The sequence below is a fragment of the Comamonas sp. AG1104 genome, from assembly GCF_003350425.1.
In the GTDB taxonomy this organism is placed as follows: domain Bacteria; phylum Pseudomonadota; class Gammaproteobacteria; order Burkholderiales; family Burkholderiaceae_C; genus Comamonas; species Comamonas testosteroni.
The window spans coordinates 152,472-167,411 of the sequence record NZ_QQAS01000003.1 but is presented as its reverse complement, the minus strand read 5'-3'; the positions used below and the strand labels follow the sequence as shown (position 1 = coordinate 167,411).

Below are 14,940 nucleotides of genomic sequence, written 5' to 3'. Positions count from 1 at the left end.
GCTCGCCTTATGCCTTTTCGATGTTGACCAGAAAGGCCTTGAACTCGGGGGTCTGGGCATTGGCATCGCCGATGCCGGGGCTCAGCGTATTGGCCAGATAGCCCTTGCGCGTCGTGCCTTCATAGCCCCAGTGGCAGGGGATGCCGATCTGCTCGATCTCCTGGCCATCGACCTGCAGCGTCATCACGCGCTTGGTCACCACGGCCTTGCCCTTGATGTGGCCGCGCTTGCTGGAGACCCGGATCATGTCGCCGGCCTTGATGCCTTTCCTGTCGGCCAGCTTTTCCGACAGCTCGATGAACTGCTCGGGCTGCACGATGGCGTTCAGGCGCGAGTGCTTGGTCCAGTGGCGGAACATCTCGGTGATGGAGTAGGTCGTGGCCACATAGGGGAACTGCTCGCGTGAGCCCATGCGGGCCGCGTCGTCGGCGAACACGCGCGCCACGGGGCTCTTGCTGACCTTGGGATGCAGCGGATTGGCTGCAATCGGGCTTTCGGTGGGCTCGTAGTGCTCGGGGAAGGGACCATCGTTCATGCCCTTGGCCGAGAACAGGCGTCCCAGGCCTTCGGGCTGCATGATGAAGGGGCTCACGCCGCTGTTGGGTGCAGCGGTCAGGGGATAGTCGGGAACGTCGGAGCCGCCCCATTTCCTGCCATCCCAATGCAGGATCTGGCGCTTGGGGTCCCAGGGCCTGCCGGCCGGGTCGGCCGAGGCGCGGTTGTAGAGAAGACGGCGATTGGCCGGCCAGGCCCAGGCCCAGCCTGGCGTGTTGCCCAGGCCTGTGTCGGTGTTGTCGCGGCGGGCCATCTGGTTGCCGGCCTCGGTCCATGAGCCGGCAAAGATCCAGCAGTAGCTGGAGGTCGTGCCGTCGTCGCGCAGCATGCCGAAGTCGGACAGCAGCTCGCCCTTTTTGGCGATCAGCTTGCCGTTGTCGTCGAACAGGTCGGCCAGTGCGTAGCCGTTGGCTTCCTTGGCCACTTCCTCGGGATGGGGGTCGTGAGGGTCATGGTAGTCCCAGCGCATATTCATCAAGGGCTCGGGGCAGGTGCCGCCTTCCTTGGCGTACAGCTCGCGCAGCTTCATGAAGATGCCGCCCAGGATGCGGCCGTCGTGGCGCGCCTCGAACGGCGGCTCCTGCGCGGCCCAGTGCCATTGCAGCCAGCGGCCGGAGTTGACGATGGCGCCGTTCTCCTCGGCAAAGCAGGACGAGGGCAGGCGGAACACCGTGGTCTGGATCTTCGCGGGATCCACGTCGTTGAATTCTCCGTGGTTCTTCCAGAAGGTGGAGGTCTCGGTCTGCAGCGGATCGATGATGACGAGGAACTTCAGCTTGGACAGGGCGTCGCGGATCTTGCCCGAGTCGGGCATGGCGGCCACGGGGTTGAAGCCTTGGGCGATGTAGCCGTTGACCTTGCCGCGATACATCAGGTCGAAGTAGGCCAGCATGTCGTAGCTGCGGTCCCACTTGGGCAGCCAGTCGTAGCCCCAGCTGTTCTCGCGCGTGGCGTGCTCGCCGTACAGATCCTTCATCAGGCTGACGAAGAACTTGGGCGTGTTCTTCCAGTAGTTGACCTGGCCGGGCAGGTCGGCCTTGGGCGTGGCGTCCGCCAGGTACTGCTCTATGGTCTGCTGCCTGTCCTCGGGCAGGTTCAGATAGCCAGGCAGGCGGGTTGAGAGCAGGCCCAGGTCGGTATAGCCCTGGATGTTGGAGTGACCGCGCAGCGCGTTGACACCGCCGCCGGCCATGCCGATATTGCCCAGCAGCAGCTGGATCATGGCTGCGCCGCGGATGATTTGTGCGCCGGCCGTGTGGTGGGTCCAGCCCAGGGCATAGAGGAAGGTGGCCGTGCGGTCCGGCACGCAGGTGCTGGCCAGTTGCTCGCATACATGCAAGAAGTCGGCGACCTGGGTGCCGGTGATGGTCTGCACCATCTCGGGCGTGTAGCGCTCCACATGCTTTTTCAGCAGGTTCAGCACGCAGCGCGGGTGCTGCAGGCTCTCGTCGGTGAGGGCATGTCCTTCGGCATTGCGCTCGTAGGTCCAGCTGGATTTGTCGTAGGCCTTCCTGTCGGCGTCGTAGCCGCTGAACAGACCTTCGTCAAAGCCATAGTCCTCGCGCACGATCAGGCTGGCATTGGTATAGGCCTTGACGTATTCGTGCTGGATCTTGTCGTGCTGCAGCAGGTAGTTGACCACGCCCATGAGAAAGGCGGCGTCCGAGCCCGCACGGATGGGGGCGTAGAAGTCGGCCACCGAGGCCGTGCGGTTGAAGCGTGGGTCCACCACCATGAGGTGAGCCTGGTTGTGGATCTTGGCTTCGATGGCCCACTTGAAGCCCACGGGGTGGGCTTCAGCGGGGTTGCCGCCCATGACCAGGATCACGTTGGCGTTCTTGATATCCACCCAGTGGTTGGTCATCGCGCCGCGACCGAAAGAGGGCGCCAGGGCCGACACCGTGGGGCCGTGGCACAGGCGGGCCTGGCAGTCGAAGCCCACCATGCCCAGCGCGCGGCCGAAGCGGAAGTCCAGGATGCCGGTTTCGTTGGAGGCGGCCGACGAGGCCAGCATGCCGGTGCTGAGCCAGCGGTTGACGCGCTGGCCCTTGTCGTTCTTTTCGATGAAGTTGGCGTCGCGATCGTCCTTGAGCAGGCGCGCGATGCGTTCGTTGGCTTCGTCCCAGCTGATGCGCTTCCACTCGTTGCTGCCGGCTTCACGCACCTCGGGGTATTTCAGGCGCTGGTCCGAATGGATGTAGTCCAGGGCCCCGGCACCCTTGGGGCACAGCGAGCCGCGGCTGACGGGGTGGTCGGGGTCGCCCTCGATGTGGAAGATCCTGGACTTGGCGTTCTTGGCGCCGTCGCCCAGGCTGTACATCAGCATGCCGCAGCCCACCGAGCAGTAGGTGCAGTTGTTGCGGGTTTCCTTGGCGCGCAGCAGCTTGTACTGGCGGGGCAGTGTGGCCATGGCCACCGATGGGGCAAAGCCCAGAGATGCAGCAGTGGCGCCGGAAATGCCGGCACCGCACAGCTTGAAGAAACGTCTTCTGCCGTGATTCATCATGTGTTGTTTTCTTCAACCGCGCTCCCATGACCATGGAGGGCGTTAGGTTTGCAGGTGGCTGCATGCGCAGATGCAGCCACCCGTGAGCCGGGGGAACAGCCCGGACTCGGGGCCTCGACCTTGACGATTGCTCACGCATTGCCGGACCTCACGGGCCACGTCGAATGTTGAGGGATGCCAATGGCAAGCAATTGAACCGGCTCGCACAGCCAGGTTCGCAAAGCGAGGAAGCGCGACAAAAGCCCTCAAGCTTTTTGTCGTTTGACTCTTAGATAAAGGTCAAAGGATCGCGAATCTATTCAGTAAGCGAATGTTTGTCCAGCAAAGGCTAGTGCAGGCCTCGGGTATGAAACGGAAAACTCTTGATTTGCATCAAATATTTAGTCCAGCAGCGCCATTCCCTTGATCTGTGCATACACCGGCATGCCGGCCTGCAACTGCAAGGCCTTGGCCGAGTGCTGGGTGATTCTGGCCAGCAGCCGGGTGCCGCCCGCCTGCAGCGAAACCATGACCTGCCCCGGTCCATCCTCGCGCAGGCCCAGCACCTGCACCGGCAGGATGTTGAGAATGCTGCTGCCCTCGGGCCTGAGCAGACTCAGGCTGACATCGCGCGCCTGCACGCGCAGCGGTACCTGGCTGCCCAATTCGCGCGGACGGGCCATGACGAGTTGGAGCCGGCCTCCGTCAAAGATCAGCGTGCTCAGATGGTCGGCCGCGTCATGGTCATGCACCGCGGCATGCACCACGCTGGAGGCCACGTCGCCATGGGCCAGCGGCAGATCGAGGCTGGATAGCAGCTCGGTGACGGAGCCCTGCGCCAGCACCTTGCCTGCACCAAGCAACACCATGTGCTGGGCCAGGCGCGCGACCTCGTCCATGGAGTGGCTGACATAGATCACTGGAATCCGCAGATGCCGCTGCAGCTGCTCCAGATAGGGCAGGACTTCGGCCTTGCGCTGGGCGTCGAGCGCTGCCAGAGGCTCGTCCATGAGCAGTACTTCGGGACTGGTGGCCAGCGCTCTTGCAATCGCCACGCGCTGGCGTTCGCCGCCCGATAGCGTGGCTGGCATGCGATCCATCAGATGGGCGATGCCCAGTAGCTCCACGGCCCGCTCCTTGGAGACCTTGCGGCGTTCCTGCGGCGTGCGCTTGAGACCGTAATCGATATTGCGCTGCACCGACAGATGAGGAAACAGGCTGGCCTCCTGGAACACATAGCCGAGTGCGCGCTGGTGCGTGGGCAGCCATTGCCGGCTGGCGTCGTCCTGCCATACGGTCTGGTTGACGGTGACGCGGCCTTGCGCGCGCTCAAGCCCGGCGAGGCTGCGCAGGCAGGTGGTCTTGCCGCAGCCCGAGGGGCCGAACAGGGCCGTCACCCCGTGGCCGGGAAGCTGCAGATCCACATCGAGTTCAAAGTCCGGCCGGCTCAGCCTGAGCTGTGCGGTGATGAAATTGGTGGCTGTCATGCGCGGCGCTCCGCTTTGGGTTGCAGCCAGTTCAAAGCCAGCAGCACGATGAAGGAGAACACCACCATGCCGGCCGCCAGCATATGGGCGTGGCCGTACTCCATGGCTTCCACATGGTCGTAAATCTGTACCGAGACCACGCGTGTCACGCCGGGGATATTGCCGCCCAGCATCAGCACCACGCCGAATTCGCCCACGGTGTGGGCAAAGGTCAGCACGGCGGCAGTGATGAATCCGGGGCGCGCCAGCGGCAGTGCAACGGTCAGAAAACGGTCCAGCGGACTGGCGCCCAGGCTGGCCGCCGCTTCCATGGGGCGCGGTCCCAGGGCTTCAAACGCGCGCTGCAGCGGCTGAACGGTAAATGGCATGGAGTAGATCAGCGAGCCCACCACCAGACCGGCAAAGGTGAACGGCAGATTTCCCAGGCCCATGGCCTGCGTGAGCTTGCCTATGGGCCCGTTGGGGCCCATGGTGACCAGCAGATAAAAGCCGATGACGGTGGGCGGCAGCACCAGCGGCAGCGCAACCACGGCACCGATCGGGCCACGCCAGCGCGAACGGGTATGGGCCAGCCACCAGGCCAGCGGTGTGCACAACAGCATGAGCAGCACGGTGGTCACGCCCGCGAGCTTGAGCGTGAGCCAGATGGCTGCGTAGTCTTCGGCATTCAGTTGCATGGAATCAAAAACAGGACTTGCGCAAACAAGTATGCACAACGGACATCTCTATCGGCAAAGCACCATGTCCGATCCGAATTTGCGCAAGTCGTAAAAAAAAGACCCTTGGAGCGCCCAGCTTAGCCGAGCAGCGCCAAGGGTAGAGCGGATTGGTTTGAGCTCTGGGACTTGCCGGCCAGGCGTCAGAAGCTATAGCCGTAGGAGCGGATGATGTCGTGCGCCTTGGGGCTGCGCAGGTACTTCATCAAAGCCGCGGCGGCTTCGTTGTCCTTGGCGCTATTGAGCACAATGGCATCCTGGCGGATGGGTTCATGCATATTGCCGGGCACCTGCCAGGCCGAACCCTCGCGGATCTTGCCGTTCTCCATGACCTGGGACAGCGCCACAAAACCCAGCTGCGCATTGCCGGTGGCAGCGAACTGGTAGGTCTGGGCGATGTTCTCGCCCATCACCACCTTGGGCTGCACCTGTGCGCTCAGGCCCAGCTTGTTCAGCACTTCCATGGCCGCTGTTCCGTAAGGGGCCAGCTTGGGGTTGGCGATCGCGATATGTTTGTAGTCGCCGCTCTTGAGCACATCGCCCTTGTCGTCCACATAGCCGGCCTTGGGGCTCCACAGCACCAGCGTGCCGATGGCGTAGGTAAAGCGCGAATCGGTCACGCCCTTGCCTTCCTTGGCCAGTTTTTCGGGCGTGGTGTCATCGGCGGCCAGCAGAATGCCGAAGGGCGCGCCATTGTTGATCTGGGCGTAGAACTTGCCGGTGGCGCCAAACGACAGCTCGGCCTTGTGGCCTGTATCCTTCTCGAACTCGGCCGCAATCTTCTTCATGGGAGCGGTGAAGTTGGCTGCCACGGCGACCGCCACTTCAGCGGCCTGCGCCTGCGCAGACCACAGGCCCAGCACGACTGTGCCGATCACGGCTGCAGAGCGAGCCAGTTGAAAGGAAAAACCGGTGGAGCGGGCAGTGATCTGAGTCATTGAAATTTCGCTATTCATTAATGGAATAGCGAGTGTAGCGTGAATGAACAACTGAGGTCGAGCGAGGAAATTGGCTGTCAGGGCATGATGGCGGTCTATGTCAGACACAGAAAATTTCGAACAAGAACAATTGGATATGGCCGGCGACGAGGCTGTGTCGGGTGGCGCACTATCGTCCGATTCGGTCTCCCAGGCGCTGGGCTATGACATGGCCGACCGTCGCATTGCCATCCTGCGCGGGATTGCGCAAAGCGGCTCCATCTCTCAGGCCGCACGTGACGTGGGCGTGAGCTACAAGGCGGCCTGGCAGGCCATCGATACCCTGACCAATCTGGCTGGCGTGCCGCTGGTCGAGCGCAGCGTGGGCGGCACCGGGGGCGGCGGTGCACAGATCACGCCGGCGGGCGAGGAGTTGCTGCACGCGGCCGAGGCCATGATGCGCTTGCGTACCGAGTTGCTGCAGCGCATGCAGGCCGGCACGCCAGGCGGCGGTCAGCCCAATCTGGGCCTGATGACCAGCATGCGCAATCAGTGGCCTTGCAGCGTGCTCAAGGTCGAGTCCATAGGCGGGCAGATTCGGGTCTGGCTGCGTGCCGCAAGCGATGCAGGCTCGGACTGGACGATTGCTGCGCGCATCACGCCCGAAAGCTATGAGCTGCTGGGTCTGGCACCCGGTGTGCAGGTGCTGGCGTTGTGCAAGGCCACGGCCGTCAAGGTCTGGCTGGGACAGGAGCGGCCTGCGGGGTCCACACAGCCCATCAATATCTGGCCGGCCGTGGTGCAGCGCGCGACCTACGGCGCAGCCACGGTGACGGAAGAGAGCCTGGCTTGCGACGAAGCCATCTGCCGTTTGAGCTGGGGTGCGCAGATCGTGGGCTTTGCGCCGGCCATGAGCGCTCTGGTGGCCAATGACAATGTCTGGCTGGAGGTGGCCGAGTCTGCGGTAGTGGTGGCGGTGGCGTCCCACTGAGCACGACCTGCGCAAACTCGGATCTGACTTGGTGTTTTGTCGGTAGGCATGCCTGCTGGACATTCTTGTTGGCGCAAGCCAAAAAAAGACCGCCGATCCTTTCAGATGGGCGGTCAAAAGGGAGTTTTCGGGCAACCGGACTCCCACGTTGATCTGAAATTTCTTAGTCCACTTTCAAGCCGATTTCCTTGATCAGCGGTGCAAAGCGGGCCCGTTCCTTGGCATGGTGTTCCACGAAGTCCTGGCGGCTCATGCGCGGCTCGGGCGTGGCACCCAGGCCCTGAATCACATCGACCACGCTCTTTTGCTCCAGTGCCTTGATCACGCTGGCGCGCACGGCATCCACCACGGGTGCGGGTGTGCCGGCTGGCGCGTAGATGCCGAACAATGTGTCGGCATCGAAGCCCGGCAGGCCGCTTTCAGCCAGCGTGGGTACCTTGGGGTACAGGGGCGAGCGGTGCGGGCTGCCTATGGCCAGCAGCTTGAGCTTGCCGGCCTCGACCTGCTTGAGTCCCGGGCCCGGATCGAACCAGTATTGCAACTGACCGCTGAGCACATCGGTCAGGGCCGGACCGGCACCCTTGTAGGGAATATGGCTGGCATCGACCTTGGCCGCGCGCTTGAACATTTCACCGGCCAGATGAGGCGAGCTGCCCGGGCCTGGAGAGCCGTAGGACAGCTTGCCAGGATTGGCCTGCAGGTGCTTGATGAAGTCCTGCACATTGCTCACGGGAAGGCTGGGGTTGGTTTCCAGAAACACATGCACGCGTGCTACGGCCGCCACGGGGATCAAGTCCTTTTCAGGATTAAACGGCAGCTTGCTGTAGATCAGCGGATTGATGCTGATGCCGCCGCCGCTGCTCAGCAGCAGCGTATAGCCGTCCTTGGCAGAGCGCACGGTTTCGCTGATACCGATATTGCCGTTGGCTCCGGGCTTGTTGTCCACCACCACGGACTGGCCCAGCACCTGGCTCATGGAGGGCGAGATCGCGCGCCCCATCACATCGGCGGCGCCGCCAGGGGCGAAGTTCACGATCAGGCGGATGGGGCGATCCGGCCATGTCTGCGCCTGGGCGGCCGGCACCAGGCAAAGCGCCATGCCCAGGCTGGCCCAGCCTTTGGCGATCAGGGCGCGCAGCGGCCTGTGCGAAGAGGGGCGTTGAGTGATGGGAGTCTCCATATGTGTTTTCCTGCTTGTCATTGATATCGATCAGTCCAGCTTGATGCCTGCGGTCTTGATGACCTCTCCCCAGCGCTTCTTCTCGGAGAGCCAGAACTCGCGCATCTGCTCTGGGGTGCTGGGCAGGGGTTCCAGGGCCAGGGCCTCGAAGCGGGCCTGCACGGCCGGCGTCTTCAGGGTTTCCTGCAGCGTCCTGGACCACATCTGTATGGTGGCGTCATCCGTGCCCCTGGGGGCGACCAGGCCCTGCCAGGCGAATGCCTCGAAGCCGGCCACGCCCTGCTCGATGAGCGTGGGCGTCTGGGGCAGGCTCTTGAGCCGCTGCGCGCTGGCCACGCCGATGGCGCGGACCTTGCCGGCGTTGATGTGGGGCAGGCCTGCGGCGCTGTCCACCAGCATGAAGGGAATCTGGCCTCCGATCACATCCAGCATGGCCGGGCCGGCGCCGCGATAGGGGGCGTGGGTCATCTTCACGCCCATCTTCTGGGCCAGCAGTTCGGTGGCCAGGTGGTGCGGAGTGCCCAGCCCGGGAGATCCATAGCTGAGCTTGCCGGGGTTGGCCTTGGCCCAGGCCGCAAATTCCTGGAAGCTGCGCACCGGCAATTCGTTGTTGACGACCAGCAGCAGCGGAAAGCGCGCCAGCAGGCTGATGGGGACGAAGTCCTGCTCGGCGTTGTAGGCCAGCTTGGGGAACAGATGCGGGTTGGCGGCCAGGGTGGCGAAGTCAGCGGTGAAGACCAGGTTGCCATAGTCGCGCGAGCGCGCCGCATATTCTGCGGCGATGTTGGTGCCGGCGCCCGGCTTGTTGAGCACCACGATGTTGCGATGGATGGGCTTGGCCCAGGCTTCGGCTACGCCCCGAGCCACAGCATCCGAGCCGCCGCCTGCGGCAAAGCCGACCACCCATTCCATGGGCCTGCCGGACGTCTGCTGGGCGTGGGCCGTACCCAGCATGAGCTGTACACCGCAAGCAGCGCCGGCTTTGAGAAAGGTTCTGCGCATGTTGTCTCCTTGTTGTTGAATCCGCGGGCCCGGTCCCTGCTGTCTTTCTCTTTGTTTTGCAGTCTTTCCCGAGCCTTCGATGCGTCTTTGCCGAGTCCTGGTCCTAGGGCGTGCGCTGCTGCGTCATGCTGATGAGCCGGTGCAGGGTACGTGTCATGGGCGTGTCGATGCCATGCCGCTCGCCAGCGCGCACCACCGCACCGTGGATGGAATCGGTCTCGGTGGGGCGCCTCGCCAGCAGGTCCTGCAGCAGCGATGGCTGGTGTCCCACATGGTGATTCAGGGCATCCTCTACCGTGGCCTGGATGCGGAGGGCGTCCACAGCGATGCCGTTGGCCGCAGCCACGGTAACGACCTCGTCCAGGACTTCGCGGATCAGGCTGCGGCCCAGGGGGCTGGCCAGTGCGTCCACGGTCTGGCGCGTGATGCCGCACAGACCGTTGAAGGCAGCATTGAAGGCCAGCTTTTCCCAGATGGCGGTCTCGACCTCGGGATCGATCTCGCTATGCAGTCCGGCGCGGTTGAGGTCGTCGCAGAAGTCCTGGAAGCCGGCATCCACCTGTCCAGTGCGCGGCATGAAGCGGATCTTACCGCTGCCCAGCGAACTCACTTTTCCGGGGGCCAGCAACCGGGCCGGCCATGTCGTCACACCCACGGCGATCTGCCGGGCATCGGCAAATTCGTGCAGGGTCTCGATATGTCCTATACCGTTTTGCAGGCTGAGCAGCCGGGTCCCGGGCCCTATCAGGTGGGCAATGCTTTGCAGTGCGGCCTGGGTGTGGGCGGCCTTTGTGAAGATCAGCCAGCGCGCGGGCGGCAGCGTCAGCTCATGGGCCTGCAGGGCCTGAACGCTGGCGTGCAGCGGACCCTGGTCGGTCTCGCAGTGCACGCCGTGCTCGCGTATGGCCTGGAGCAGCTGCGCGTTGACGTCCACCAGCGTGACGGGGATGCCGGCCCGGGCCAGCCGGGTACCGAACAGGGTGCCCATGGCCCCCGCTCCCAGGATGCCGACGGTGGCCGCTTGCGGCTCTTGTGTGTTGTGCATGTCTTGTCTCCGAGGGCACGGGGCCGGGTCAGGCGACCTCGACCTCGACCAGCGTGGCGCGCGGGCTGCGCAGGGCGTCCCGCAGAACCTGGGACAGCTGGGCGGCGTCGGTGACGCGTACGCCGTCGCAGCCCTGGCCCTTGGCCAGGGCCACGAAGTCGATGTCGGGCAGGTCCGTTCCCTCGACCTTCTCGCCCTCACGGTAGCCGAACACCCTGGAGAAATCCTGCAGGGCGGCATAGCGGCGGTTCTTGACAATGATGTAGGTGACCGGCAGCTTCAGATGGGCTGCACTCCACAGTGCCTGGATGGCGTACATGGCCGAGCCGTCGCCGATGACGCCTATGACCTTCTTGTCGGGCCTGGCCAGCGCGATGCCTACGGAAGCAGGCAGGCTGTGACCCAGCCCGCCGCTGCACATGGTGAAGAAGGTCTCGGCAGCGTAGATGGGCAGATGGGCCTGGATGATGGAGCGCGAGCCAGGCGCCTCCTCGACGATGATGCTGTCGCGCGATCGCACCTGGGCCAGTGTGTGCATGAGGAAGGCATCGGTCATCAGCCGGCCCGGCTCGGGTGCCGCCGGCGCCGGTATGGCGGGCCGGGGCTGGAGCGCAGGGCGTGGATGTGTCAGGGGGCGGGCCAGCAACTCCTGCACGCCCATGCGGATATTGCCCACGGCTGCGTCGCCCACGGGTGCCCAGGCGGCGATGGCGGGGTCCTCGATGAGCTGGAAAAGCTGCGTGCCTTCGGCGATGAAGGGGCCGTGGCCTTCGACGTGGTAGGTGAAGGCTGGTGCGCCGATGACGAAGACCACGTCATGGCCCGAGAGCCTGTCCACGATGCGCTCGCGCATGGCCGGCAGGAAGCCGCCGAACAGCGCATGGTCCTCGGGGAAGCCGCAGCGCCCGCTCATGGGGGCTACATAGACGCGCGCCTGGTGGCGTTCGGCCAGGGCCTGGACGGCCTCGAAGGCCTGGCTGCGGTCCACGGCCGCTCCGACCACGAAGGCCGGTGCGCGCGCGCCCTCCAGCGCCTGGCCTATGCTGTCCAGCAGGCGTGGGTCGGGTCGGGTTTCGAAGCCGACTTTGCGCAGCGTGATGGGCTCGCAGGGCACATCCCAGTCATCGGCGGGAATGGAGACGAAGACCGGGCCGCGCGGCTCCTGCATGGCGATGTAGTAGGCGCGCGCCAGGGCCTGGGGCACGTCCTCGGCGCGTGCGGGCTCGCAGCTCCACTTCACATAGGGCTTGGGCAGCTCGGTGGCCTGGTTGGAGTGCAGGAAGGGGTCGAACTGCAGCAGCGAGCGGGTCTGCTGGCCGGCCGTGATGACCATGGGCGTGCGGTTCTTGAAGGCCGTGAAGATATTGGCCATGGCGTGGCCCACGCCGGCGGCCGAGTGCAGGTTCACGAAGCTGGCATTGCGCGTGGCCTGGGCATAGCCGTCAGCCATGCCCACGACCACGGTCTCCTGCAGGCCGAGGATGTACGAGAAGTCCTCGGGATAGTCGCGAAACAGGGGCAGCTCGGTGGAGCCCGGGTTGCCGAAGATGCGCGTCATGCCCAGCTCGCGCAGCATGTTGATGACGGCGTGGCGTACGGTGAAGACCTCGGCGGCCTGGGCATTGGGGGTGGTGTTGGCAGGCAAAAAATTCTCCTTGGATCGGGCTGGCACTGGGCCTTGGCACTGTTGGCATCAATCCTGCCTTTGGAGATAATTTCCAGCAATTGAATAAATCATCTAAGAGATATTCGTTTAATGGATATATCAGGTCTGGATCTCAATCTGTTGCGTGTTTTCGATGCGGTGTTCCGCCACGGCAGCGTCAGCCGCGCTTCGCAGGAGCTGGGTCTTTCCCAGCCCGCAGCCAGTCAGGCGGTGACGCGGCTGCGCCATTTGCTGGGCGATCCGCTGTTCGAACGCATGCATGGGGGCGTGCGCCCCACGCCGCGTGCCGAGCGGCTGGCCCAGGCGGTAAGAACTGCACTGGCAACGCTGGAGGTGGCCTTGGCAGAGGCGCACAGTTTTGATCCCTTGCAGGCGAATCAGTGCTTTCGCATTCACCTCAGCGACATCGGCGAAGCGCGCTTCTTGCCACCCCTGATGCAGGCCTTGAGAGGCCGGGCGCCCCATGTGCAGCTGGAAACCCTGCCCATGCCCATGGGCGAGATTGCCGATGCCCTGGATCGCGGCTCGCTGGATATCGCCATCGGCTTCCTGCCTGGTGTGACGGGCACGCAGCAGAAGGTGCTGCTGTCCGACCACTACGCCCTGTTGCTGCGTCAGGGGCATCCGGTGCTCAAGGGTTTGAAGACCGAGAGGCTGAGCGTTGAACATTTGCGCGGGCTGGACTATGTGGCCGTGCGCTCGCATTCCGAGACGCTGCGCATTCTGCGCAAGCTTGAGTTGCAGGATCAGGTGAGGCTGTCGGCGGCCCACTTCATGGCAGTGCCTTCCATCGTGCATCAGACGGATCTGGCCGTCATCATGCCCGCCGAGATTGCCCAGACCTTTGAAGCACAGGGCGGATATGTGGTGCTGCAGGCCGATCTGCCAGAGAGTGCATTCGATGTCTCTTTGCACTGGAGCTGGCGCTTTGCGCAGGAGCCTGCGAACCGGTGGCTACGGGAATTGGTCAGCGAAGTGTTCGGGCAGCGCAGATAAGGTGTCCAGCCTCCACACATGCCCGCCTCGTGTGGCCGCTGCTCCCGCGCCGGGCGCCCGCGTGGGGGCTTGTTGCCCTGGGATGGCCCCGCAGCAATAAAAAAGCGCCAAGCTTTCAGGCTCTGGCGCTTGATGGGTCTGCAGTGGCAGCTATCTTTAATGAAGTTCCTTGCCCTTGAGTTCGGGAATCAGGAAGATCGTGGCCAGCATGTCCAGCACATAGATGGCGGCCAGCAGGGCAATGGCCACCTGGAAGGAGTAGGCCATGGCCAGCGCACCGATGACGACCGGGCCCAGGCCGCCGACGGCGCGGCCGATGTTGAACAGCACGTTCTGTGCCGTGGCGCGGGCTTCGGTGGGATAGGCTTCGCTGATGACGGCGCCATAGCCGCCCATCATGCCGTTGACACACAGGCCCATGATGGCTCCCACCCACAGCATGGCCGTGGCATCGGTGAGCTGGGAATAGGCCAGCACCGAGATCACGGAGCCGACCTGGAAGATCAGGAAAGTGGGCTTGCGGCCGATGCGGTCGGCCAGCTGGCCGAAGACCCAGATACCCAGCGACATGCCGACGATGGTGACGGCTGTCCACACCGACGACTTGGTCAGGCTGAAGCCCATCTGCTTGGACAGAAAGCTGGGCATCCAGATCATGATGCCGTAGTAGCCGAAGTTCTGCACCGAGGTCAGCACGATCACGCCCAGGCTGATCTTGCGCGTGGCCTTGTCCTTCATCAGCAGCTTCAGGCATTGCATGGCCGATGGCTGCTCCTTCTTGCTACGGTTCACGAACACTTCGGGCTCATGCAGCTTGTTGCGGATGACCCAGGCCACGACTGCGGGAATCACGCCGACCAGAAACATGCCGCGCCAGCCGATGGAGGGCAGCAGCAGCGGGGTCAGCATGGCTGCGCCCAGCACGCCCAGTTGCCAGCCCAGGGCCACATAGGACGAGACGCGTGCGCGATGGCGTGCGGGCCAGGCCTCGGCGGCCAGTGCCATGCCGATGCCGAACTCTCCCCCCAGGCCGATGCCTGCAATGGTGCGGTAGATCAGCAAGTCCCAATAGCCTTGTGCAAAGGCACACAGGCCGGTAAAGACGGCAAACAGCACGATCGTCCAGGTCAGCACGCGGATGCGGCCGTATCTGTCGCTGAGCATGCCGAACACGATGCCGCCGAAGACGGCACCGATCAAGGTCCAGGTCACGAGAGAGCCGGCCTGGCCGGGCGTGAGGTTCAGGTCCTTGGAGATGGCCGAGAGCATGAAGCCAAGAATCAGCAGGTCAAAGCCGTCCATGGCGTAGCCGACGGCCGAGCCCATGAGTGCTTTCCAGCTGTATCCGTTGACTTCTGTTGGAGCGGCGGGCGCGGCTATGCCTGCCACGGCGCCTGTGGTTTGTGTGGTCACGGGAGAGTCCTTGAGCGAAGACGGACTTTTCGGGCCTGTGAGCCTGCTTTTGCAGAAAAAAGCAGGCCCTCGCTGGGCGCAAGACCAGCGCGCGGGCACGCAGCGTGCGTGCAGCATCCTTGAGGTGCAACGGGCACGAAAAAGTCCTTGAAGGGGAGGTTTGAGCGGCAGGAGCATGGCGGCGCGGACTGCGTTGATTTCTGCGGGGCAGAAAGGGCAGTGCGGCGCAATGTCGCCTCTGTAAAAAGCGAAAAGCCCCAGTTGCGTGAGCAACTGGGGCCTGGATGTGGTGGTCGTAGCGGGACTCGAACCTGCGACATCAGCATTATGAATGCTGCGCTCTAACCAACTGAGCTATACGACCGACAGCCCGCAATTGTATAGGAAGAAATGGCCTTGGCAGCCAAGTTGGGAATTTTTGTGCGCAGACTGCAGCGAGCGTTGCTGCAAAGAAAAAACCGCAGTGCTTTTGCAAACACTGCGGTTT

General features: G+C 63.8%; 11 protein-coding genes and 1 tRNA gene. 2 read left to right on the top strand and 10 right to left on the bottom strand.

Going from position 1 to position 14,940, the window contains the following annotated elements:
• Positions 1 to 7: 7 nt before the first annotated feature.
• From fdnG to modA, 4 genes are all read right to left on the bottom strand, one after another.
• The gene (gene fdnG, locus DFO48_RS09285) at positions 8 to 3,058 is read right to left on the bottom strand and encodes a formate dehydrogenase-N subunit alpha (protein WP_114863500.1); all 3,051 of its coding nucleotides are present in this window, start codon (positions 3,056 to 3,058) and stop codon (positions 8 to 10) included.
• A 383-nt stretch (positions 3,059 to 3,441) separates the two neighbouring features.
• Positions 3,442 to 4,527, bottom strand: coding sequence for a molybdenum ABC transporter ATP-binding protein (modC, locus tag DFO48_RS09280; RefSeq protein ID WP_114863206.1), 1,086 nt, complete (start codon positions 4,525 to 4,527; stop codon positions 3,442 to 3,444).
• Positions 4,524 to 5,204 (bottom strand): molybdate ABC transporter permease subunit, encoded by a 681-nt coding sequence (gene modB / locus DFO48_RS09275; protein WP_003075261.1) that lies wholly within the window; start codon positions 5,202 to 5,204, stop codon positions 4,524 to 4,526. Before modB ends, modC begins: the two co-directional genes overlap by 4 nt.
• Before the next feature lie 182 nt (positions 5,205 to 5,386).
• Positions 5,387 to 6,181 (bottom strand): molybdate ABC transporter substrate-binding protein, encoded by a 795-nt coding sequence (gene modA / locus DFO48_RS09270; protein WP_003075262.1) that lies wholly within the window; start codon positions 6,179 to 6,181, stop codon positions 5,387 to 5,389.
• Positions 6,182 to 6,278: 97 nt separating this feature from the next.
• Between modA and DFO48_RS09265 the strand changes: the two genes are divergently transcribed.
• Positions 6,279 to 7,151 carry a TOBE domain-containing protein gene (locus DFO48_RS09265; RefSeq protein ID WP_199406974.1) on the top strand — a complete coding sequence of 291 codons (873 nt, stop codon included), beginning with the start codon at positions 6,279 to 6,281 and terminating at the stop codon, positions 7,149 to 7,151.
• A 163-nt stretch (positions 7,152 to 7,314) separates the two neighbouring features.
• Here the strand turns inward: DFO48_RS09265 and DFO48_RS09260 are convergent, their stop codons facing one another.
• The 4 genes from DFO48_RS09260 to mdlC all read right to left on the bottom strand — a co-directional run bounded on the left by DFO48_RS09260 (position 7,315) and on the right by mdlC (position 12,023).
• The gene (locus DFO48_RS09260) at positions 7,315 to 8,331 is read right to left on the bottom strand and encodes a tripartite tricarboxylate transporter substrate binding protein (protein ID WP_003075267.1); all 1,017 of its coding nucleotides are present in this window, start codon (positions 8,329 to 8,331) and stop codon (positions 7,315 to 7,317) included.
• Between the two features lie 30 nt (positions 8,332 to 8,361).
• Complete coding sequence (locus DFO48_RS09255) at positions 8,362 to 9,333, bottom strand: tripartite tricarboxylate transporter substrate binding protein (RefSeq protein ID WP_003075269.1); 972 nt, start codon at positions 9,331 to 9,333, stop codon at positions 8,362 to 8,364.
• Positions 9,334 to 9,436: 103 nt separating this feature from the next.
• Positions 9,437 to 10,378: a ketopantoate reductase family protein gene (locus tag DFO48_RS09250; RefSeq protein ID WP_114863205.1), complete on the bottom strand. Its 942-nt coding sequence runs from the start codon at positions 10,376 to 10,378 to the stop codon at positions 9,437 to 9,439.
• Positions 10,379 to 10,406: 28 nt separating this feature from the next.
• Entirely contained in the window at positions 10,407 to 12,023 is a 1,617-nt protein-coding gene (gene mdlC, locus DFO48_RS09245) for a benzoylformate decarboxylase (protein WP_114863204.1), read from the bottom strand.
• Between the two features lie 111 nt (positions 12,024 to 12,134).
• Between mdlC and DFO48_RS09240 the strand changes: the two genes are divergently transcribed.
• On the top strand, positions 12,135 to 13,040 hold the full coding sequence (locus tag DFO48_RS09240) for a LysR family transcriptional regulator (protein WP_114863203.1): 906 nt from the start codon (positions 12,135 to 12,137) through the stop codon (positions 13,038 to 13,040).
• A gap of 156 nt (positions 13,041 to 13,196) precedes the next feature.
• Here DFO48_RS09240 and DFO48_RS09235 read toward each other — a convergent pair whose 3' ends face one another.
• Positions 13,197 to 14,366, bottom strand: coding sequence for an MFS transporter (locus DFO48_RS09235; RefSeq protein WP_003075277.1), 1,170 nt, complete (start codon positions 14,364 to 14,366; stop codon positions 13,197 to 13,199).
• Positions 14,367 to 14,740: 374 nt separating this feature from the next.
• Positions 14,741 to 14,817: transfer RNA gene (locus tag DFO48_RS09230), tRNA-Met, on the bottom strand.
• Between the last annotated feature and the right edge of the window lie 123 nt (positions 14,818 to 14,940).

Bases quoted from the DNA above. Each gene is read 5' to 3' on its own strand.
- modB (WP_003075261.1), bottom strand. From the start codon at position 5,204: ATGCAACTGAATGCCGAAGACTACGCAGCCATCTGGCTCACGCTCAAG.
- modA (WP_003075262.1), bottom strand. From the start codon at position 6,181: ATGACTCAGATCACTGCCCGCTCCACCGGTTTTTCCTTTCAACTGGCT.
- DFO48_RS09235 (WP_003075277.1), bottom strand. From the start codon at position 14,366: ATGGGCTCGGCCGTCGGCTACGCCATGGACGGCTTTGACCTGCTGATT.
- DFO48_RS09240 (WP_114863203.1), top strand. From the start codon at position 12,135: ATGGATATATCAGGTCTGGATCTCAATCTGTTGCGTGTTTTCGATGCG.
- DFO48_RS09255 (WP_003075269.1), bottom strand. From the start codon at position 9,333: ATGCGCAGAACCTTTCTCAAAGCCGGCGCTGCTTGCGGTGTACAGCTC.
- DFO48_RS09265 (WP_199406974.1), top strand. From the start codon at position 6,279: ATGTCAGACACAGAAAATTTCGAACAAGAACAATTGGATATGGCCGGC.
- DFO48_RS09250 (WP_114863205.1), bottom strand. From the start codon at position 10,378: ATGCACAACACACAAGAGCCGCAAGCGGCCACCGTCGGCATCCTGGGA.
- modC (WP_114863206.1), bottom strand. From the start codon at position 4,527: ATGACAGCCACCAATTTCATCACCGCACAGCTCAGGCTGAGCCGGCCG.
- fdnG (WP_114863500.1), bottom strand. From the start codon at position 3,058: ATGAATCACGGCAGAAGACGTTTCTTCAAGCTGTGCGGTGCCGGCATT.
- DFO48_RS09260 (WP_003075267.1), bottom strand. From the start codon at position 8,331: ATGGAGACTCCCATCACTCAACGCCCCTCTTCGCACAGGCCGCTGCGC.